The 21783-nt window shown below is 65.6% G+C and carries 17 protein-coding genes and 1 pseudogene; 13 read left to right on the top strand and 5 right to left on the bottom strand.

Annotation, left to right across the window (positions count from 1 at the left end; translation table 11 throughout):
- Window positions 1–81: 81 nt before the first annotated feature.
- From R3P95_RS13840 to R3P95_RS13815, 6 genes are all read left to right on the top strand, one after another.
- On the top strand, window positions 82–369 hold the full coding sequence (locus tag R3P95_RS13840; protein ID WP_068051947.1) for a YggT family protein: 288 nt from the start codon (window positions 82–84) through the stop codon (window positions 367–369).
- A gap of 160 nt (window positions 370–529) precedes the next feature.
- A complete protein-coding gene (wag31, locus tag R3P95_RS13835) occupies window positions 530–1381 on the top strand; it encodes a DivIVA-like cell division protein Wag31 (RefSeq protein WP_094640120.1) in 852 nt (283 codons plus the stop codon).
- A 541-nt stretch (window positions 1382–1922) separates the two neighbouring features.
- Window positions 1923–5060 (top strand): isoleucine--tRNA ligase, encoded by a 3138-nt coding sequence (gene ileS / locus R3P95_RS13830; protein WP_269593906.1) that lies wholly within the window; start codon window positions 1923–1925, stop codon window positions 5058–5060.
- A complete protein-coding gene (locus R3P95_RS13825) occupies window positions 5057–5704 on the top strand; it encodes a peptide deformylase (protein WP_269593907.1) in 648 nt (215 codons plus the stop codon). Before ileS ends, R3P95_RS13825 begins: the two co-directional genes overlap by 4 nt.
- A 2-nt stretch (window positions 5705–5706) precedes the next feature.
- Window positions 5707–7065 (top strand): DNA polymerase IV, encoded by a 1359-nt coding sequence (locus R3P95_RS13820; RefSeq protein ID WP_317548773.1) that lies wholly within the window; start codon window positions 5707–5709, stop codon window positions 7063–7065.
- 197 nt (window positions 7066–7262) lie between these two features.
- Window positions 7263–7748, top strand: a complete 486-nt coding sequence (locus R3P95_RS13815; RefSeq protein ID WP_176460298.1) for a hypothetical protein — start codon at window positions 7263–7265, stop codon at window positions 7746–7748.
- 94 nt (window positions 7749–7842) lie between these two features.
- Here the strand turns inward: R3P95_RS13815 and R3P95_RS13810 are convergent, their stop codons facing one another.
- Together R3P95_RS13810 and R3P95_RS13805 are read right to left on the bottom strand one after the other, a co-directional pair.
- Window positions 7843–8586, bottom strand: coding sequence for a hypothetical protein (locus R3P95_RS13810; protein WP_269593908.1), 744 nt, complete (start codon window positions 8584–8586; stop codon window positions 7843–7845).
- Entirely contained in the window at window positions 8583–9575 is a 993-nt protein-coding gene (locus R3P95_RS13805) for a hypothetical protein (protein WP_317548574.1), read from the bottom strand. The genes R3P95_RS13810 and R3P95_RS13805 overlap by 4 nt, the downstream gene beginning before the upstream one ends.
- Window positions 9576–9664: 89 nt before the next feature.
- Between R3P95_RS13805 and lspA the strand changes: the two genes are divergently transcribed.
- The 4 genes from lspA to dnaE all read left to right on the top strand — a co-directional run bounded on the left by lspA (window position 9665) and on the right by dnaE (window position 15559).
- Window positions 9665–10297, top strand: coding sequence for a signal peptidase II (gene lspA, locus R3P95_RS13800; protein ID WP_394855419.1), 633 nt, complete (start codon window positions 9665–9667; stop codon window positions 10295–10297).
- The gene (locus R3P95_RS13795) at window positions 10294–11220 is read left to right on the top strand and encodes an RluA family pseudouridine synthase (protein ID WP_094640119.1); all 927 of its coding nucleotides are present in this window, start codon (window positions 10294–10296) and stop codon (window positions 11218–11220) included. Before lspA ends, R3P95_RS13795 begins: the two co-directional genes overlap by 4 nt.
- Window positions 11220–11876, top strand: coding sequence for a hypothetical protein (locus R3P95_RS13790; RefSeq protein ID WP_269593995.1), 657 nt, complete (start codon window positions 11220–11222; stop codon window positions 11874–11876). Before R3P95_RS13795 ends, R3P95_RS13790 begins: the two co-directional genes overlap by 1 nt.
- 146 nt (window positions 11877–12022) lie before the next feature.
- Window positions 12023–15559 (top strand): DNA polymerase III subunit alpha, encoded by a 3537-nt coding sequence (gene dnaE / locus R3P95_RS13785; protein WP_269593911.1) that lies wholly within the window; start codon window positions 12023–12025, stop codon window positions 15557–15559.
- Here the strand turns inward: dnaE and R3P95_RS13780 are convergent.
- Window positions 15530–15799, bottom strand: coding sequence for a hypothetical protein (locus R3P95_RS13780; RefSeq protein ID WP_269593912.1), 270 nt, complete (start codon window positions 15797–15799; stop codon window positions 15530–15532). The two genes, dnaE and R3P95_RS13780, sit on opposite strands and share 30 nt — an antisense overlap.
- A gap of 157 nt (window positions 15800–15956) precedes the next feature.
- On the opposite strand from R3P95_RS13780, the gene R3P95_RS13775 reads away from it, so the two are divergent.
- Window positions 15957–16391, top strand: a complete 435-nt coding sequence (locus R3P95_RS13775) for a nitroreductase family deazaflavin-dependent oxidoreductase (protein WP_269593913.1) — start codon at window positions 15957–15959, stop codon at window positions 16389–16391.
- A gap of 70 nt (window positions 16392–16461) precedes the next feature.
- Complete coding sequence (gene ilvA / locus R3P95_RS13770; RefSeq protein ID WP_269593914.1) at window positions 16462–17817, top strand: threonine ammonia-lyase IlvA; 1356 nt, start codon at window positions 16462–16464, stop codon at window positions 17815–17817.
- A gap of 27 nt (window positions 17818–17844) precedes the next feature.
- Here the strand turns inward: ilvA and R3P95_RS13765 are convergent, their stop codons facing one another.
- The gene (locus R3P95_RS13765) at window positions 17845–18369 is read right to left on the bottom strand and encodes a TetR/AcrR family transcriptional regulator (protein ID WP_269593915.1); all 525 of its coding nucleotides are present in this window, start codon (window positions 18367–18369) and stop codon (window positions 17845–17847) included.
- A 125-nt stretch (window positions 18370–18494) separates the two neighbouring features.
- On the opposite strand from R3P95_RS13765, the pseudogene R3P95_RS13760 reads away from it, so the two are divergent.
- Window positions 18495–20050, top strand: a pseudogene (locus tag R3P95_RS13760) (MFS transporter).
- Here R3P95_RS13760 and treZ read toward each other — a convergent pair.
- Window positions 20023–21768 carry a malto-oligosyltrehalose trehalohydrolase gene (gene treZ / locus R3P95_RS13755; RefSeq protein ID WP_269593996.1) on the bottom strand — a complete coding sequence of 582 codons (1746 nt, stop codon included), beginning with the start codon at window positions 21766–21768 and terminating at the stop codon, window positions 20023–20025. The pseudogene R3P95_RS13760 and the gene treZ overlap by 28 nt on opposite strands.
- Between the last annotated feature and the right edge of the window lie 15 nt (window positions 21769–21783).

Genomic DNA, 21783 nt, shown 5'->3' with positions numbered 1-21783 from the left:
AGATTCGCTGTTCGGAGAGGTAGTGCAGGGCTGTGACCAGCGCGCTTTGCTCAGCCCGTCGAATTCAGGCAGAGTATAGCTGTGATCGTGTTCACGGTGATCAACATCGTATTGTTTCTTTTTTGGCTCCTTCTCATCGGTCGAATCATCGTCGAGTTCATCAGAACTTTCGCGAGAGATTGGCAACCGACCGGGTTGGTCGTCATCGTGCTCGAGGCGATCTTCACGGTCACCGACCCGCCGGTGAAGTTCCTCCGCAGGATAATTCCGCCGCTCAACCTCGGCGGAGTGCGACTGGACCTGTCCATCATGGTCCTGCTGTTCGTCGTCTTCATCGCGTGGAATGTGACCAGCGGTCTCGCGGCCTGAGATCGCAGACGAAACGTTAGAACGCGGGACCCAGCGCATGCTGCGTGTCCTGTGTGACAGAATGGACGCCAGTTACAGTTTGATTGTTCTGCACTCGCGCGGAATGGCATATAACTGAATGCTTGCTCTACCGCCCCAAGACGCGTGAAGGGATCCTTCCATGCCGCTGACTCCAGCTGATGTGCACAATGTCGCGTTCAGCAAGCCGCCCATCGGTAAGCGTGGTTACAACGAAGACGAGGTCGACGCTTTTCTCGACCTCGTCGAGCAAGAGTTGTCGCGACTGATCGAAGAGAACGCCGACCTCCGCCAGCGGGTCGGTGAGCTCGACCAGGAGCTTGCGGACGCCAAGAACGCTTCGCGGCAGAGCCCGCAGGCGGCTCAGGTCGCGGCACCGAAGGCCGAGCCACAGCGCCCGGTGGATCCCCCCAAGCCACCGCCCGTCGCGGCGCAGCCCGCTCCGGTCGCACCCGTTGCGGCGGCCCCGCAGCAGAGTGGCGACTCCAACATGCAGGCCGCCAAGATTCTGGGCCTCGCTCAGGAGATGGCCGATCGTCTCACCGGTGATGCCAAGTCGGAGTCCGAGCAGCTGCTCGGCAACGCGCGCACCAACGCCGAGCGTCTGGTCTCGGATGCCCGCACGCGTTCGGAGTCGATGATGTCCGAGGCTCGGCAGAAGTCCGAGTCGCTGCTGTCCGACGCACAGACGCGCTCCGAGACCCAGCTGCGTCAGGCCAAGGAGAAGGCCGACGCATTGCAGGCCGATGCCGAACGCAAGCACACCGAGATCATGGCGACGATCAACCAGCAGCGTTCGGTACTCGAAGGTCGCATCGAGCAGCTCAAGACGTTCGAGCGGGAGTACCGCGTGCGGCTCAAGTCCTACCTGGAATCGCAGCTCGAAGAGCTCGAGAACCGTTCCTCGGCGCTGCCGGTGGACAACGGGCAGGACAACTTCAACCAGGACAGCCAGTCGTCGGGGTACAGCCAGTCGTACGCCAAGGGCAACTGACGCAGGAGTTCGTGCCGATGCTGCCGAACACGGCAGCATCGCACCCTGACGTCGCGTCGAACGGTGAGCGAGGAATCACGTGCTGGTCCTGACTCTCGGCGCAGCGGCTATCGGTTTCGGCTTTCTGGTTCTCGCGTTGATGACGGGGTCGGTTGTGTGGGCGTGGGCCTGCATCGTCGTGTGTATCGTGGGAGCAGTCCTGCTACTTGTCGGTGCATTGACGGGCAAACGACCACCGCCGGAACCCGATAAGTAATATGTGCTGATTTTCCCCAGTTGTTTCAGGCGTCGATCCGGCCATCACCGGGGAGCCTTCGGAAGAACGACTCGGTTCGAGGGGCAACCACCTCGAATCGACGTCCAGTAGAACCGAACGGGTGAGCCCGTCACAGCTCACGTGGAGAGGCTTGCTCCGGCGACAGTGTCGTCGGAGCCGAGCAAGCGGGGTGGTACCGCGGTATCCGACGTCCCGATCGTCGAATGTCGTCCCCGTGCCAACAGGTGTCGCGTCCAGTACGCGTCCGGCACGGAGGAGACAGATATGACAGATGCGAGCGCACGTCCGAAGAATGCGTCGTACCCGCTGGTCGATTTGGCCGAGGGCCGATCGGGCAGTGTCCCGTTCCCCGATCTCGAACGCATCGTGCTGCACGAGTGGGCCGAGGACGGCACCTTCCGAGCCAGCATCGACAATCGAGCGGGTGCCGAGGAGTTCGTCTTCTACGACGGCCCTCCCTTCGCGAACGGTCTGCCGCACTACGGCCACCTCCTCACCGGTTACGTCAAGGACCTCGTCCCGCGATTCCAGACGATGCGGGGCAAGAAGGTCGAGCGCCGCTTCGGCTGGGACTGCCACGGTCTGCCCGCAGAGTTGGAAGCGGAGAAGCAGCTCGGTATCAAGGACAAGTCCGAGATCGACGAGATGGGCCTGGCGAAGTTCAACGCCTACTGCAAGCAGTCGGTGCTCCAGTACACCGACGAGTGGCGGGACTATGTCACCCGGCAGGCGCGGTGGGTCGACTTCGACAACGACTACAAGACTCTCGACGTCGACTTCATGGAGTCCGTCATGTGGGCGTTCAAGACGCTGCACGACAAGGGCCTGATCTACCAGGGCTACCGAGTTCTGCCGTACAGCTGGTACGAGCAGACACCCCTGTCCAATCAGGAGACCCGCCTCGACGACGCGTACAAGATGCGTCAGGATCCCGCGGTCACCGTCACGATGCCGTTGACGGCTCCCGGCTCGCCCCTGGACGGCGCGAACGCGTTGATCTGGACCACCACGCCGTGGACCCTGCCGTCGAACCTGGCGATCGCGGTGCATCCCGAGGTGCAGTACGTGCAGGTGCGAGGCACCGACGGTGAGCGTTACGTGCTTGCCGCTGCGCGTCTTTCGCACTACGCGAAGGAACTGGGGGAGGAGCCGGAGGTGCTCTCGGAGCACACCGGTACCGAGTTGGTCGGACTTGCCTACGCACCGCCGTACGATTTCTTCCTCGGCCACGAGAACTCGCACCGCGTGCTGCAGGCCGACTACGTCACCACCGATTCGGGCACCGGAATCGTCCACCTCGCACCGGCTTTCGGTGAGGAGGATATGGACGTCGCCACCGCGAACGGCATCGAGGTGGTGCAGCCGCTCGACGCAGGCGGCAAGTTCACCTCGCTGGTGCCGCCGTACGAGGGCCTGATGGTGTTCGACGCCAATCCGGTGATCATCAAGGACCTCAAGGCCTCGGGTCGGTTGCTGCGGCACGAAACCATCGAGCACTCGTACCCACACAGCTGGCGCAGTGGTCAGCCACTGATCTACATGGCAGTGCCGTCGTGGTTCGTCGCGGTGACCAAGTTCCGTGATCGGATGGTCGAGCTGAACCAGGAGATCACCTGGGTTCCCGAGCACATCAAGGACGGCCAGTTCGGCAAGTGGCTCGAAGGTGCACGCGACTGGAACATCAGCCGAAACCGATACTGGGGCAGCCCGATTCCGGCGTGGACCTCCGACGACCCGGCCTACCCGCGGCTGGATGTGTACGGCAGCCTGGACGAGCTCGAGCGTGACTTCGGTGTGCGGCCGACCGATCTACACCGGCCCTACATCGACGATCTGACGCGTCCCAACCCGGACGACCCGACGGGTAAGTCCACGATGCGTCGCGTTCCCGAGGTGTTGGACTGCTGGTTCGAGTCCGGCTCGATGCCGTATGCGCAGGTGCACTTCCCGTTCGAGAACGAGGAGTGGTTCTCCACGCACAACCCGGGCGATTTCATCGTCGAGTACAATGGGCAGACACGCGGCTGGTTCTACACCCTGCACGTGCTCGCGACCGCATTGTTCGATCGTCCGGCGTTCAAGACCGTTGCCGCACACGGCATCGTGCTCGGTGACGACGGCTTGAAGATGAGCAAGTCCAAGGGCAACTACCCGGACGTCAAGGAGGTCTTCGACCGCGACGGCTCCGACGCCATGCGGTGGTTCCTGATGTCCTCACCGATCCTGCGCGGCGGCAACCTCATCGTCACCGAGCAGGGCATCCGCGAGGGCGTCCGCCAGGCGTTGCTGCCGATCTGGAATGCGTGGAGCTTCCTTCAGCTCTACGCCTCGAAGCCCGGGCAATGGCGTACCGATTCTCCGCACGTGCTCGATCGCTACGTTCTGGCCAAGCTGTCGGCCACCCGCGACGCGATCACCGATGCGCTCGAGGGCAACGACATCGCCGGTGCCTGCGACGAGCTGCGCACGTTCTGCGATGCGCTGACCAATTGGTATGTGCGACGGTCGCGTTCGCGGTTCTGGAGCGAGGACGCCGACGCGATCGACACCCTGCACACCGTGCTCGAGGTGCTCACGCGTATCGCCGCCCCGCTGTTGCCGCTGATCAGCGAAGTGGTGTGGCGGGGCTTGACCGGTGGCCGCTCGGTGCACCTGACGGACTGGCCCGAGGCCGACGAACTGCCGTCGGATCCCGAACTCGTCGAGAGCATGGACGAAGTCCGCACCGTGTGCTCGACCGTTCTGGGTCTGCGCAAGGCACAGAACCTGCGCGTGCGGTTGCCGCTGCCCGAGGTGACCGTCGCGGCCGCCGATGCGGAGCGGCTGCGTCCGTTCGTCGACATCATCGCCGACGAGGTCAACGTCAAGAAGGTCTATCTGACCGAAGACGTTGCGGTACACGGAAAGTTCGAGCTCGTCGTCAATGCGCGTGCTGCGGGCCCGCGGATCGGCAAGGACGTCCAGACCGTCATCAAGGCCGTGAAGGCAGGCGATTGGTCCGAGGACGCGGACGGTGTGGTGAGCGCAGCAGGAATTGCGCTGCTGCCGGAGGAATTCACTCGCAGGCTCGTTGCCGCCGAGCCCGAATCGACGGCACCGTTGCCAGGAAACGCCGGACTGGTCGTGCTCGATTCCGCCGTCACCGAGGAACTCGAAGCCGAGGGCTGGGCCAAGGACCGCATCCGCGAACTGCAGGACGCGCGTCGCAATCACGGCTTCGACGTCTCGGACCGCATCGACATCGTCATCGAGGTCCCCGAACATCGGCAGGCGTGGCTCGACACGCACCGCGATCTCATCGCCGGTGAGGTGCTCGCACTCTCGCTCGTCGACGGACGCGTCGGCGACGACGGCAGCGATCTCGGTGAGGGAGTGCGGGCAGCGATCACCAAGTCGTCATGATCGACGGCGACGTATCGGTCGGTGCCGTCCGCGAGCTTCTCGCCGAAGCTCGCGGCGGCGTCGTGCCCATCGTCGCGGCGGGTGACCCGGTTCTGCGGTCCGAGGCAGCGCGGTATTCCGGTCAGCTCGACTCCGAGACGTTCGCGGAGTTGATCGAGGTGATGCGCGCGACCATGCACGACGCGCCCGGTGTCGGCCTGGCCGCACCGCAGATCGGCATCCCGTTGCAGATCGCAGTGATCGAGGATCGCTGCGACGTCGAAGCGGAGGTGTCCCGGGTCCGGGAGCGCACGCCGCTTCCGTTCCGGGTACTGGTCAATCCTCGGTACACCCCGGTCGGATCGCGGACCGCAGGCTTCTACGAGGGTTGTCTCAGTGTTCCCGGTTATCAGGCCGTCGTGACGCGAGCGGCCGAGGTGCGGCTCGAGTGCACCGACGAAGCCGGTCGCGAGATCGACGAGGTGGTTGCCGGCTGGCCGGCCAGGATCGTGGCCCACGAGACCGACCATCTCCACGGCACCCTGTACATCGACACCGCGCACATGCGATCGCTGACGACGAGCGAGGTGTACGGCGAGCTGTGGTCGGATCCGACACCCGAACGGGCGGCGCAGGCGCTCGGCTTCACCGTCGATCTCGGCTGACGATGTCGAACATCGCCGACGACACTCTCCGGAGTCGCCGATGGGTGCTGCACCTGGACATGGACGCGTTCTTCGCATCCGCCGAACAGCTCACTCGCCCCACGTTGCGGGGCCGCCCGGTCCTCGTCGGCGGCGCGGGTGGGCGGGGAGTGGTGGCCGGTTGCAGCTACCAGGCGCGTGCCTTCGGGGCGCGTTCGGCCATGCCGATGCATCAGGCTCGCCGACTCGTCGGAGCCGGGGCCGTGGTGTTGCCACCGCGGTTCGTTCTCTACTCCGAGCTCAGCCGACGCGCTTTCGAGGCACTACGCGGACCCATGCCCGTTCTCGAACAACTCTCGATCGACGAGGCGTTCGGTGAGCCGCTCGAACTCGCCGGTGCGACGGTTCACGAGGTCGAGCAGTTCTGCGCGGGCCTGCGCGCACTGATACTCGCCGAGACCGGACTGGTCGCCTCGATCGGTGCCGGATCCGGAAAACAGATTGCCAAGATCGCGTCGGGACTGGCCAAACCCGACGGCATCACCGTCGTCGCTCCGGGAATCCAGGTCGAGTTGATGGCGGCTCTGCCGGTTCGGAAATTGTGGGGGATCGGACCGGTGGCCGGAGAGCGCTTGCGACGCTTGGGGATCGACACCATCGGCAAGTTCGTGGCCACCCCGGAGTCCGAGGTGGCGTCGATTCTCGGGGCCACGATGGGGCCGAGCCTGCATCAGCTCGCACGCGGAATCGACAATCGCGTCGTGGCCGAGCGGGCCGAGGCCAAACAGGTCAGCGCCGAGACGACGTTCGCACAGGACCTGATCTCTCTCGCTCAGCTCCGCCCGGCCATCGAGTCCATCGTCGATTCGACGCATCGCCGGTTGCTGAAGGACGGTCGGGGTGCCAGGACGGTGGTACTGAAACTGCGCAAGTCCGACATGAGCATCATCACCCGATCGGCAACGTTGCCGTACGCGACGGTGGACAAGCAGACCATCGTGGCCACGGCGCAGCGACTTGCCGTCGATCCGGTCGACGTCGGTCCGATCAGGCTGGTCGGCGTCGGGCTGGCCGGATTGTCGGCCGTGCGACAGGGTTCGCTGTTTCCCGAGCTGGAGTACGAGCCGGCCGCGGATGCGACCGAGGAGTCGCCTGCACTGATCGAGGCCGCCGCGGATGTCGTCGTCCCGGACGGTCCGCGGTGGCAACCGGGCATGGACGTCCGGCATCCCGACTTCGGTCACGGCTGGGTGCAGGGGGCCGGTCACTCGGTGGTGACCGTGCGATTCGAGACGCGAACCAGCGGGCCGGGAATCGCGCGCACCTTCGCCGAATCGGACGAGAACCTGGTCGTTGCCGACGTTCTCGACAGCCTGAAGTGAGTTGTGGCGTCGCTGAGGAAACTCTGTGAGGTTTCACAGGTATGCCGATCGCGTTGTGACTCGGGCGTGTCGAGCTGACATAGTGGACCAGGTCCGAGACGACCCCATTCCAGACGACCGACGAGTCACAGAACGATCGAGACGTGACTCAGAGTGAAAAGGACAAGCACTTGAAGCTTCGTAACACCCGACGGGCAATGGTTGCCGGCATCGCCATCGCCGGAGCGCTCACCATGACCGCCTGCAGCTCCGGAGGCGACGAAGAGCCCACCGCGACGACGACGGCGGTCACAACGTCTGCCGCTGCCGCTCCCGACGCCGGTGCGTACCCGCCGGTGCCGACCGTGGAGGACCTCAACGCTCAGCTCGTACGCGGGCTCGACCCCAACGTTCCGGTCGAGGAGAAGGCCGCCCTGATCCAGGGTGCATCCGAGGACCCCGAACTGATCAACCAGGTCGCCGCCGCTGCCGTCGCGAACAACGCGCAAATCGAGATCACCAGCATCGACGATCTCGGCACCGGCGTCCTCAACGCAGGCATCACGATCACGCTCAACGGCCAGGCCAACCCCGGCACCTTCCAGTTCGTCCCCGAGGACGGCGTCTGGAAGCTCTCCAAGGACAACGCGTGCGGCATCGTCTCGCTCGCGCAGCTGACCAGCCCGGCGTGCCCCGCACCCTGAGTCCTGCCGATCGTCTCTGACCGACAAGAACACTGCCGGTGACATGTCCCCTCGGGGACGTGTCACCGGCAGTTTTTCGTGGGCCCGGCTCGATTCACATGCTCGGTGTCACCGATCGAATGCGTTCGACGGCAGCCTCGGCGACAGCGGTCACGGTCTCCGGTTCCAGGCCGGCCTGATCCGAGACGACGATCTGGACGACGGTCGAGTCGACCACGGCCACCACCACATCGGAGACCAAGGTGAACCCTTCACTGCTGGTGGTCAGGCGTACCGAGGCCGACGCGTCACCGACCGTCGACTGCTCCCGGCCCGCCAACGCGTAGTCGACGCTCACCCCGTCCGCGTCCGTGCCGCTGAACGTCGTGCACCCCACCCACGCCTGCTGGATCGCCGTGAAGGCCTCGGCCGTGCCCGTATCGGGGTAGCTCGCCGCATCCTCGTCGATCGAGGAGAAGTTCGGTCCCGAGAAGCGGACGACTGCGTTCGACGCCGCACCGCTCCGCTGCTCCGAGATCGGTGCCAGTACCGCAGCGCACTCGGCCGGGTCGGTACCGGACTCGTCGGGGGAGTCGTACTCGGGAGCCGGGTCGAGACCGAGATCCTGGACGGGGTCGGGAATCGAGGAGAAGCCGTCCGGGAGGTCGCCGAGACCCAACATCGCTGCGGCGAGGACGCCGGAGTCGGTGATCGGGGCACCGAGCAGGGGGTCGGGTGCGGGGACGGAGCTGGGCGCGGGTGCAGGGGTCGGGGCCGGCTGGTCTGCGCTGCACCCGGACGCGGCGACGCCGAGGACAGACAGCGCCGCCAGCAGCTGCGTCACGGTCCGCGCGGTCATCGGGCAGCCCAGGTGATCGAATCTCCGACGGTCTGACGTAGCACGGTCGTGCTTTCGGGGTCGGTGTACATCTGCTCGCCACCTGCGGTGATCGATCCGCCGACGGGAAGCGGTCGGGTCAGATCGATCTCGAGCGTTCCCGAGCCGGTGAACGTGTAGGTCTCGATGTTGAGCGTCCCCGCGTCGTCGGGCAGGTTCCAGGTGGTCGATTCGGGCGTCTGGGTGATCGCGACGTCCAGGGTCGCTCGGTCACCGTCGAGTGCTCGCAGCGTGACCGTGGTGCGCTGGTTCAACGTGATACCGCTCAGTACCTGTTGATCGACGGTCCATGTCGCGCCCACTCCCACCTCTGCCTCGGGGAAATCGACGGAGCGGTACACCGCGGCGTTCAACGAGCGTTCGATCGCCGCGCGGGCGGTGTCGAGCGCGGCGTCGGCGGGGGTGATGTGCAGTGCGGTGATCGCTCCCGAGTCGGTGGTCGCCAGCCGTGCCGACGAGCCCTCGGATGCGGAGAGGGCGTCGGTCAGTCCCTCGTCGGGCGACGTCGCAGCTCCGATGGTCAGCTCGACGGACCGGGTAGCGCCGGTCGAGGCGTCGTCGTCCGGGACGGTATCGGACGTCGATGCGGACAGGGGCACGGTCAGTTCGGGGCTGGAGAAGTCCTGCGGAGTCCCGTCGCTGATCTGCTGCGAGACGGTGGAGGTGGTGGTGAGGTCCACGTTCTGCTCGTTCGCGTCGGAGGTGTCGAAGGCCAGTACGCGTCGCGGCTCGGTGCCGGGGTCGACCACGGTGGTGGTCGTCGGCGTCACGGCGATCGTCACCTCGTTCGAGGACGCCGCCTGCTCGGGAGCGGGATCGGTGTCCGAGTCGGTGCTCGAACATCCGGCGACGAGAACCAGTGCACAGCAGGCGGCGAGGAAACCGGAGCGGACGGTGCCGGAGCGGACGGTGCCGGAGCGGACGGTGCGGAAACGATCGGTCGACTTCACGGCCACCAGGCTACTGACACCGCCCGTGGAGACCGGTGGTGCGCGGCACGGATGAGGACCCGCCGCCGTCCATACGCCATGATGGACAGGTGAGTGAAGACCGCGCCGACGATCCGCCAGCCGAGACGAGTAGTGTTCCGGCACCGAACGAGACCGCGGACTCGCAGGTGACCGATACCGACAGCGCCGCGAGTCTCGTTCCGAAGCCGCTCAAGACGCGGTTGCTGGTCGTGATCGCGGCCGTGATTCTGCTGTTCGACCTCGTGACCAAGATCGTGGTGGTGCATTACGTCAAGCCCGGCAACCCGATTTCGATCGTCGGAGACGTCGTGACGTTGCGGCTGGTGCGTAATCCCGGTGCGGCGTTCTCGATGGCCACCGGAATGACCTGGTTGCTCACGGTCGTGGCAGTCGCGGTCGTCATCGGTGTGATCAAGATCGGTCGGACGCTGCGATCGCCGTGGTGGGCACTGGGTTTGGGTCTGGTTCTCGGCGGCGCGCTCGGCAACCTGATCGACCGATTCTTCCGTGCCCCGGGTCCGTTCCAGGGACACGTCGTCGACTTCGTGTCGGTGGGCTGGTGGCCGGTGTTCAACGTTGCCGATTCGTCCATCGTCTGTGGTGCGATCCTGCTCGTCGTCCTGAGCCTGTTCGGGTTCGAGCCGAACGGTGAACGGGTGACGAAGGCGAAATCCGATGCCGCAGCCGAGGCCGACAAGTGAGGGAATCGCGCTCGATGCCGGTGCCCGACGGTCTGGACGGAATGAGGGTCGACGCCGGTCTCGCTCGGCTGCTCGGGCTCTCGCGTACCGTCGCCGCGGCACTGGCCGAGGAGGGCTCGGTTCTGGTCGATGCCGGTGCCGTAGGCAAGTCCGACCGGCTGGCCGCCGGGTCGTGGCTCGAAGTGACGCTGCCCGAGCCGGCCCGTGAGTTGACGATCGAGGCGGAGCCGGTCGAGGGGATGGACATCCTCTACGCCGACGACGACATCGTGGCCGTGGACAAGCCCGTCGGGGTCGCTGCGCATGCCAGTGTCGGCTGGACCGGACCCACCGTCATCGGCGGTCTCGCGGCCGCCGGTTTCCGAATTTCTACATCCGGTGCGCACGAACGCCAGGGCATCGTGCACCGCCTCGACGTCGGCACGTCCGGGGTCATGGTGGTCGCCACGTCCGAGCGCGCGTACACCGTGCTCAAGCGGGCGTTCAAGGCGCGCACGATCGACAAGCGCTACCACGCATTGGTGCAGGGGCATCCGGATCCGAGCAGTGGAACGATCGATGCCCCGATCGGTCGACACGGCAGCAACGACTGGAAGTTCGCCGTTCGTGCCGACGGCAAACCCAGCGTCACCCACTACGACACGGTCGAGGCGTTCCAGGCCGCGAGCCTGCTGGACGTGCACTTGGAAACCGGTCGCACGCACCAGATTCGGGTGCATTTCTCGGCTCTGCGTCATCCGTGCTGCGGCGATCTGACCTACGGTGCCGATCCGCGGCTGGCCGAACGGTTGGGCCTGGAACGGCAGTGGCTGCATGCGCGGTCGCTCGGCTTCGCGCATCCGTCCGACGGCCGCTGGGTGGAGATCGAGAGCAAGTATCCGGCCGACCTCGAGCACGCACTCGAGGTGCTTCGGAAGGCGTGATGCGCACCAGGGGAGTGCTGGGCGGTGTCGTTGCCGCTGCACTCGTGTTCGTGGCGCTCGCGGTGATCGGGCACCTCAACCCGGTACGACAGCTGGGCGTGGGCACCGACCGGCTCGGCCCGGACAGCGGCGAGCAGGTGATCGATTACCTGGCCCGCGCCGAGGCGAGCCTGCGCAGCGACAACACCGAACCTCGGTGGGGCTCGGTGTCGTTCGATCGCGAACTCACCGCCGAACAGGCCTACGCCGTGGCCGACGGGATTCGTATCTCGCAGGTGCTTTTGCGTGTTCCGCTCGATCGTGTGCAGACCCCGATCCTGACCGTCGGCGTGCCGGGCAGCGAACGCTCGGTACTGAATTCGACCGCGCGGGCCGCGAGCCTGGCCACCGAATCGTTCGGGGCGAGGGACCGGCAGGCGCAGATCGCCGCAGTGTCGCGGCAACGGCTGCTCGACGGGTGTGCGTGTGTGGTGACGTTGGTGGTGCGCGCGACCCCAGCCGAGTTGAGCGAGCTGGCCGGCCGCGCCGATGTGCGAGCGGTGCAGGCGCTTCCGCCGGATGCGGTGTCCGGCAAGTTCGCAGTCGAGCCGCTCCTGCCGGAGCACGTGGACGTCGTCGGTCCGCTCCCGGACGACGGTCCCGTGCCGACCCGATGAGGCGATTTCTCGTCGCATCCGTCACACCTGTCACGTCCTCCCAGGACACACCGGCAGCGTGAAAATTCTGTCGGTTCGACCGCTTACAGTGAGTACGTTCGCGGCTCGTATTCACGCCGACGCACGACCTTCAGGAGAGAACCTTCGTGGCCGATTCGTTCGTTCATCTGCACAACCACACCGAATATTCGATGCTCGACGGTGCCGCCAAGATCGGCGCGATGTTCGCCGAGGCAGCACGGTTGGAGATGACGGCAGTCGGCATGACCGACCACGGCAACATGTACGGGGCCAGCGAGTTCTACAACGAGGCCAAGAAGGCCGGCATCAAGCCGATCATAGGCATCGAGGCCTACATCGCGCCCGAGTCCCGGTTCAACAAGAAGCGTGTGCTGTGGGGCGACCGCAGCCAGAAGTCCGACGACGTCTCGGGTAGCGGTGCGTACACGCACATGACGATGGTTGCCGAGAACGCCACCGGAGTCCGCAACCTGTTCAAGCTGTCCTCGCTCGCTTCCATCGAGGGTCAGTTGGGCAAGTGGGCCCGGATGGACGAGGAGATCATCGCCTCGCACGCCGAGGGCATCATCGCCACCACCGGCTGCCCGTCGGGTGAGGTGCAGACTCGGTTGCGACTCGGCCAGGATCGTGAGGCGCTCGAGGCCGCTGCCAAGTGGCGCGAGATCTGGGGTCCGGAGAACTTCTTCCTCGAACTGATGGATCACGGCCTGTCCATCGAGCGACGCGTCCGCGAAGGCCTGCTCGACATCGGCAAGAAGCTCTCGATCCCGCCGTTGGCCACCAACGACTGCCATTACGTCACCAAGGATGCCGCCGAGAACCACGAGGCGCTGCTGTGCATCCAGACCGGTAAGACGCTCAGCGATCCCACTAGGTTCAAGTTCGACGGTGACGGCTACTACCTCAAGTCCGCCGCCGAGATGCGCGAGCTCTGGGACGACCAGGTGCCGGGTGCGTGCGACAGCACCCTGCTCATCGCCGAGCGAGTACAGCCCTACGACGAGGTGTGGGCGCACCGCGACCGCATGCCGATCTTCCCCGTGCCCGAGGGTCACACCCAGGGCACCTGGTTGCGCCACGAGGTCATGACCGGACTCGAGCGACGGTTCCCCGACGGACCGGCCGAGGACTACCTGGCACGCGCCGAGTACGAGATCAAGGTCATCCTCGAGATGGGCTTCCCGGCCTACTTCCTCGTGGTCGGCGACCTGATCAACCACGCCAAGGCCGTCGGCATCCGCGTCGGGCCGGGCCGAGGTTCCGCCGCCGGATCGTTGGTCGCCTACGCCATGGGCATCACCAACATCGACCCATTGCCGCACGGTCTGCTCTTCGAGCGATTCCTCAACCCCGAGCGTGTGTCGATGCCCGATATCGATATCGACTTCGATGATCGCCGCCGCGGTGAGATGGTCCGCTACGCCACCGAGAAGTGGGGCAGCGATCGCGTCGCCCAGGTGATCACGTTCGGCACCATCAAGACCAAGGCCGCGATCAAGGACTCGGCCCGAGTGCAGTTCGGCCAGCCCGGTTTCGGGATCGCCGATCAGATCACCAAGGCGCTGCCGCCGCCCATCATGGCCAAGGACATCTCGGTGGCGGGCATCACCGATCCGTCGCACGAGCGCTACAAGGAAGCCGTCGAGGTTCGAGCGCTCATCGACTCGAATCCCGACGTCGCGACCATCTACAAGACGGCCAAGGGACTCGAGGGCCTGATTCGCAACGCAGGCGTGCACGCCTGCGCGGTCATCATGTCCTCCGAGCCGCTGACCGACGCGATTCCGGTGTGGAAGCGCGCGCAGGACGGCGCGATCATCACCGGCTGGGACTACCCGTCGTGCGAGGCCATCGGCCTGCTCAAGATGGATTTCCTGGGCCTGCGAAACCTCACCGTCATCGGTGACGCCATCGACAACATCAAGGCCAACCGCGGCATCGACATCGACCTCGACGCTCTCCCGCTCGACGACCCGGCGACCTTCGACTTGCTCTCTCGCGGAGACACTCTCGGCGTCTTCCAGCTCGATGGCAGTGCCATGCGCGATCTTCTCCGGCGAATGCAGCCCACCGGTTTCGAGGACATCGTCGCCGTCCTGGCGCTGTACCGGCCCGGTCCGATGGGCATGAACTCGCACAACGATTACGCCGACCGCAAGAACGGTAGGCAAGAGGTCAAGCCGATTCACCCGGAGCTCGAAGAGCCGCTCAAGGTGATTCTCGGCGAGACCTACGGCCTGGTGGTCTACCAGGAGCAGATCATGCAGCTCGCGCAGAAGGTGGCCGGCTACACCCTGGGCCAGGCCGACCTGCTGCGTCGTGCCATGGGTAAGAAGAAGCTCTCCGAGCTGGAGAAGGCGTACGCCGGGTTCCGGCAGGGCATGTTGGACAACGACTTCTCCGAGGCGGCCATCAAGGCGCTGTGGGACACCGTGCTGCCCTTCGCGGGCTACGCGTTCAACAAGTCTCACTCCGCGGGCTACGGCCTGGTGTCGTACTGGACGGCGTACCTGAAGGCCAACTACCCGGCCGAGTACATGGCCGGCCTGCTCACCAGCGTCGGCGACGACAAGGACAAGGCTGCGATCTATCTGGCCGATTGCCGCAAGCTCGGGATCACGGTGTTGCCGCCGGACGTCAACGAGTCCGAACTCAACTTCGCGTCGGTGGGCAAGGACATCCGGTTCGGTCTCGGCGCTGTCCGCAACGTCGGTACCAATGTGGTCGCGTCGATTATCAGGGCGCGATCGGAGAAGTCGAAGTACACCGACTTCTCCGACTACCTCGGCAAGATCGACGCGGTCGCGTGCAGCAAGAAGGTCACCGAATCTCTCATCAAGGCAGGTGCTTTCGACTCGCTCGATCATCCGCGCAAAGGTCTGATGCTCATTCACGCCGATGCGATCGACGCGGTGATGGGTACCAAGAAGGCCGAGGCGATCGGCCAGTTCGACCTGTTCGGCGGCGAGGATGCCGACGAGTCCATCTCTGCGGTGTTCAACGTCCGGGTGCCGGACGAGGAGTGGGAATCCAAGCATCGGCTCGCCCTCGAGCGCGAGATGCTCGGTCTCTACGTCTCGGGCCACCCGCTCCTGGGCGTCGAGCACATGTTGGCGGCGAAGTCCGACTGCAACATCCCGACCATCCTCGAGGGTGACATCAAGGACGGCACCCAGGTCACCGTCGGCGGCATTCTGGCCTCGGTGAATCGTCGGATCAACAAGAACGGTCTGACGTGGGCGTCGGCTCAGCTCGAGGACCTGGCCGGTGGTATCGAGGTGCTGTTCTTCCCGCAGGCGTACTCGGTGTTCGGTGCCGATGTCACCGAGGACTCGGTAGTGCTGGTCAAGGGTCGGGTTTCGGTGCGTGACGACCGAGTTTCCTTGATCGCGAACGACCTTGCGGTGCCCGATCTTTCGGCCATCGGTATCGACAAGCCGCTCGCGGTGAGTCTACCGACGCGACTGTGCACCGCCGACAAGGTCGGCGCGCTCAAGCGGGTGTTGATCAGTCACCCAGGGACCTCGGACGTCCATCTGCGGCTGGTCAGCGGCGACAAGATCACCACGATGAAGCTGGACGACAGCCTGAGGGTGACGCCGACCTCGGCGTTGATGGGAGACCTGAAGGCGCTACTGGGGCCGGGCTGCTTGACGGGCTGACGCCGGCGCGGTCGAACCCAGCTCGGTCACCCGCAGCGTCCACCAGGCGACTACGGCGACCGCTGCGCCGGCCAGCACGGCTGCCTGCAGGGAGCCGGCGATGACGAGGGTCGCGGCGAACACGAGAAATCCGAGTGCGAGGGCTTCGAGCTTGTAGACCGGCCATGCGATGCCTGCCACGTCCGCGGTGCGCAGGGTAGGAGCGGGTCGACGGCTCACCTGGGTGCTCGTGTAGGTCATCGCGTTCTCCTCTGGTGCCACCGGCAGATTCGGGTCTCCGCTGCGGGAAGTTCAGACTATACCCAACAAAAGATTCGGTCCACCGAACTTGTGCTTCGGCCTGGCATTGTTGGCGATCTCCTGGCGTCGCCACGTCGGTGGGTGTTGACTGAAAGCCATGCCATTGACAGGAGAATACGAACCGAGTTCATCCGACTGGGCCCGCGAGCAGGCCGAGCTGTACGAGAACTCCGGCGGAACCGAAGGCACGATGATGAACGGCATGCCGGTCGTGCTGCTGACCACGAAGGGCAACAAGAGCGGCAAGCTCCGCAAGTCGCCGTTGATGAGGGTCGAACACGACGGCGAGTACGCCATCGTCGCCTCCCTCGGCGGCGCGCCGAAACACCCCGTCTGGTACCACAACGTCAAGGCCGAGCCATTGGTCGAGCTGCAGGACGGTCCCGAGAAGCACGACTACATCGCACGTGAAGTGACCGGCGACGAGAAGGCCGTGTGGTGGGAACGCTCGGTTGCCGCGTACCCCGACTACGCCGACTACCAGAAGAAGACCGACCGCGAGATACCGGTTCTGGTTCTCTCGCGCGCCTGAGGCGTGCCTGCACTGGTCGTGGAACGGTCCCGGATGGGCAACCGTTCCACGCTGGTGGCAGCATGTCCTGGTGTCTTCATCCCCTGAACTCGCCTCCCAGCACTCATCGTCGGTAGCCGTCACCGCTGCCGACATCGATGCCGCTGCGGTGCGAATTTCTTCGGTGGTGGCCGCGACACCCCTGCAGCTGTGCGAGCGGCTGTCCGCGGAGACGGGCGCGAAGGTCTACCTCAAGCGCGAGGACCTGCAGATCGTGCGGTCGTACAAGATTCGCGGCGCATACAACCTGATGGATCAGCTGACGGACGCCGAGCTCGCCGTGGGCGTGGTGACGGCGAGCGCCGGGAACCATGCGCAGGGCGTCGCATTCGCATGCCGCACGATGCAGGTGCGGGGGAGGATCTACGTCCCGGCCAACACCCCGAAGCAGAAGCGTGACCGCATCCGGGTGCACGGAGGGGAATTCGTCGATCTCATCGTCATCGGCGACACGTTCGACGCGGCAGCTGCCGCCGCTGCCGAGGATGTCGCTCGTACCGGTGCCACGATGGTGCCGCCGTTCGACGACCCCCGAACCGTGGCCGGCCAGGGCACTATCGCCGCCGAGATCGTCGACCAGCTCGGCGGCGCGCCGGATGTCGTCGTGATGCCGGTCGGCGGCGGCGGATGCATCGCGGGCATCTCGAGCTACCTGCGCGAGCGAGCACCGCAGACCTCACTGGTCGGCGTCGAGCCGTCCGGAGCCGCGTCGATGACCGCCGCACTGATCGCCGGTGGTCCGGTGACACTCGCCGACATCGATCCGTTCGTCGACGGAGCTGCCGTCCGCCGCATCGGAGACGTGCCGTACGCCGCGTTGCGGTCGCTGGGAGCGAGTGTGGTCTCGCATGCCTCGCTGCCGCTGCTCACTGCGCCGGTGTTCGACAGTGCGGGCCCGGGCGCGTTCCTGATCACGCAGATCGACGAGGGCGCGATCTGCACGGCGATGCTGGCGCTCTACCAGAACGAGGGCGTCATCGCCGAGCCCGCGGGCGCACTCGCGGTGGCTGCGCTCGAGCACCTCGACATCGCCCCTGGCAGTACCGTCGTGTGCCTCGTCTCGGGTGGTAACAACGACGTCTCCCGTTACGGCGAAATCCTCGAGCGCTCTCTGGTCCACCTGGGGCTCAAGCACTACTTCCTGGTCGATTTCCCGCAGGAACCCGGGGCGCTGCGCAGATTCCTCGACGAGGTGCTCGGCCCCGAGGACGACATCACGTTGTTCGAGTACGTCAAGCGCAACAACCGTGAGACCGGTGCGGCTCTGGTGGGCGTCGAACTCGGGTCGGCGGCCGGATTGAGCCCGCTGCTCGAACGTATGCGGAATTCGCACCTGCACGTCGAGCAGCTGGAGCCGGGCTCTCCGGTGTATCGCTACCTGACCTGAGCCGGCCCACCGGACCTACCTGCGGAGTTACCGGCCGAGGAGGCGATCGACCACCTGTCGGTGCAGTTCGGGGTCCACGCCCGGCAGATCGAGGAGGGCTCCAAGGTAGATGCCGTCGCCGACGAGTCGGATGATCTCGGCCTGAACGGGATCGTCGATTTCGGCGCGTAGCCCCTCGTCCCACAATCGCATCATCTCCGTGACGGCGTCCTGCACCTCGCCGGAATTACCGTCGACGCTACGCAACGCGGCCAGGGTCGATCGATACAGTGCGATCTCCTTCTCGGAGATGGAGTCGGGTGGTTGCAGATACCACTCGGACACCGAGGTGCCCCCTGCTGTGGCGTCGGCGCGTTGCTTGTCGGCCTGGGCACCGAGTCGTCGCACCATGGCGGCAATCAGCGCGTCCTTGGTCTTGAAGTGATAGAGCAGGCCGCCCTTGGAGACGCCTGCGGCGGCGGCGACGCTGTCGAGGGTCACCTTGGTCATGCCGTGTTCGATCAGCATCGATTCGAGTGCGTCGAGTATTCGGTCGCGGGTGTCCGATGACATGAAAGTCACTTTACCGGCTGGACGGTTCGCGGTACTCTCGATCACTGTACCGGCTGGACGGTCGGTACGTGTCGTCGCTTCGTCCGGCCTATACGGTCGCCGAGCGCAGAACGTAGGAGATCGTGGTGAGTGACGTGCGCACCGGTTCGGTGCACGAGGTCGACGGAGCGTCCGAGCATCGGGCCGGCCCCCGAGATTGGCTCGGGTTGGTGGTGCTTGCTTTCGCGGTGCTGCTCATCGCTGTGGACGGCACCGTCCTCGATCTGGCCCTGCCGTTCGTCAGCGCGGATCTGGCACCCACCAGCAACCAGCTGCTGTGGATCATCGACGTCTACTCGTTCGTCCTGGCCGGCCTGCTCATCACCATGGGCACGCTCGGCGATCGAATCGGTCGTCGTCGACTGCTGCTGATCGGAGCAGCGGGCTTCGGTCTCGCCTCGCTCGTCGCCGCGGTGTCGACCAGCGCCGAGATGCTCATCGCCGCCCGGGTGCTGCAGGGCATCTCCGGCGCAACTCTGATGCCCGCGACTCTCGGCCTGATCAGGACCATCTTCCTGAACCCGCGTCAACGCGTCGCCGCGATCGGCGTGTGGGGCGCGATGGCAGGCGGCGGTGCCGCCGCAGGCCCGCTCGTGGGCGGCTGGCTGCTCGAGCATTACTGGTGGGGATCGGTGTTCCTCATCAACATCCCCGTGATGATCGTGCTGATCGCGCTCGGGCCCCTGGTCATCCCCGAGTCCAAGGATCCGAACCCGGGGCGCTTCGACCTGACTAGCTCGGCACTGTCGATGCTTGCCATCGTCCCCGTGGTGTTCGCGGTGAAAGAGACTGCGGCACACGGATTCGACGTGGTCTACCTGCTCTCCGCGGTGGTCGGCGTCATCGCCGGGTACGTGTTCGTCCGTCGGCAGCGGACTCTTGCCGCCCCGATGATCGACCTACGACTGTTCGCCAACCGGGCGTTCTCGACGGGCGTGGCCACGAACTTCCTGTCGGTGTTCGCCCTCGCCGGGGTCTTGTTCTTCGGCTCGCAGTACCTGCAGCTCGTGCTCGGCAACAGCCCACTCGAAGCCGGACTGTTGCTGCTGCCCGGCACCGCCGCCAGTATCGTCACCTCACTGCTGGTCGCGGTCCTGGTTCGATACTTCAGCGCGGGAACGGTTCTGGGTGTTCGATGATCGTCGCCGCCGCGGGCGCAGGCATCCTGGTCGGACTCGCGACCGACAGCGGACCGGCGTTGTTCATCGCCGGATTCGTCCTGGTGGGAGCCGGGGTCGGTGTGGCGCTCACGCTGACCTCCGAGTTGGTCGTCAGCTCCGTCGAACCCGAACGAGCGGGAGCGGCCTCGGCGGTGTCGGAGACCGCATACGAGTTGGGTATCGCGTTGGGTGTCGCCGTACTCGGCACCGTGGTCATGGCCATCTTCCGCCGCGGAATCGACGTCACCCAGTTGACCCCGGAACTCGGAGCCAGGGCAGGGGAGACACTCGGCGGCGCGGATGCGGTGGCTCGTGAGTTGCCGGACTCGGTGGCGACGGTTCTGCTCGATTCCGCGCATGCTGCGTTCGTGTCGGGCATGCATGTCGCGGCCGTCGCCACCGCGGTGGTGCTGGCGATCACCGCCGTGTTCGTCCTGGTCAATCTACGTAAGCGTCAGGACTCCAGCACGACGACGGAGTGACCGGGAACCGTGGTGGCAGAGCCGGTCTCGTCCGAGGTCGTCGGCTCCCACTCGATCAGTGCTGAGCCGCCGACCGGTACCGTCACCGCGGATTCGGACAGGTTGCACACCACGCTGATGCGGCCTCGGCGAACGACGATCCACTGCGCGTCCTCGTCGTACTCCACCTTCACGTGGTCGAGCCACGGATCGGTCAGTTCGGTCCGGTCACGACGCAGCCGCAACAGATCCCGGTAGACGGCCAACAGTCGCCCATGATCGCCGTCGCCCAGCTCCGACCAGTTCAGCTTGGACCGCGTGAACGTCTCGGGATCCTGCGGATCGGGGATATCGCTCTTGTCCCAACCGTGCTCGGCGAACTCCGCCTTGCGCCCCTCTGCGGTGGCCTTGCCCAGCTCGGGCTCGGGGTGCGAGGTGAAGAACTGGAACGGCGTCGACGCCCCCCACTCCTCGCCCATGAACAGCATCGGAGTGTAGGGGGAGGTCAGCACCAGGGCGGCCTTGATCGCGAGCTGGCCGGGGGAGAGGTAGAACCCAGGTCGGTCGCCGATCGCGCGGTTGCCCACCTGATCGTGTGTGGTCGTGTAGGTCACCAGGGAACTGGCCGGGATACGCCGGGTGTCCAGTGGGCGACCGTGGACGCGACCGCGGAAACTCGAGTACGTTCCGGCGTGAAAGAAGCCCTGCCGCAGCGTGTTCGCAAGCCCCTGCAGTGAACCGAAATCGCCGTAGTAACCCTGCCGCTCACCGGAGACGGCTGCGTGGATCGCGTGGTGGATGTCGTCGTCCCACTGGGCGTCGAGTCCGTAACCGCCACCCGACCGAGCAGTGATCAGCATCGGATCGTTGAGATCGCTCTCGGCGATCAGGGTCAGTGGCCGGCCCAGATGAGCTGAGAGGCTTCGGGTTTCGATCGAGAGCTGTTCGAGGAGGTGCATCGCAGTGTGGTCGACGATCGCGTGCACCGCGTCGAGTCGCAGCGCGTCGATGTGGAACTCGGAGAACCATCGCAGCGCGTTGTCGAGGGCGTAGCGCCGCACCTCGCCCGAGTCGGCCTCGGCGTAGTTGATCGCCTGGCCCCAACTGTTGGCACCCTCGGTCATGTACGGGCCGAAGCGGTCGAGGTAGTTGCCGGACGGGCCGAGGTGGTTGTAGACCACGTCCAGAACGACGCCGATGCCGTGGCCGTGGCACGCATCGACCAAGCGCTGCAAGCCTTCCGGCCCGCCGTACGCCTCGTGCACGGTGTACCAGAGAACACCGTCGTAGCCCCAGTTGTGCACGCCGTTGAACCCGTTCACCGGCATGATCTCGATGAACGTCACGCCGAGATCGACAAGATGATCGAGCTTGGTGACGGCCGCATCGAACGTGCCCTCGTCGGTGAACGTGCCGATATGGAGTTCGTAGATCGACGAGCCGGGCAGCTGCCGGCCGGTCCAGGCCGCGTCGGTCCACAGCGTCGGATCGACGTCGAAGACCTGGGACAGCTCGTGGACTCCGTCGGGCTGCCGCGGCGACCGCGGATCCGGGAGCGCCTTGTCTGCGTCGTCGAGCAGGAAGCCGTAACGACTCGTCGGGCTGCACGAGACGTCCGCATGCCACCACCCGCTCGAGGAGCGCTGCATCGGATGCACCGTGTCGTCGAGTTGGAGGCGGACTGTCTCGGGGGTCGGTGCCCAGACCTGGAACCGACGAGTCGCTGCTGCCGATGTCACTGCCGGTGACGTCAC

Origin of the sequence: Rhodococcus cercidiphylli (assembly GCF_033042225.1) — a bacterium.
Lineage (GTDB): Bacteria > Actinomycetota > Actinomycetes > Mycobacteriales > Mycobacteriaceae > Rhodococcoides.
This window is presented reverse-complemented; position numbering and strand designations above follow the sequence as displayed.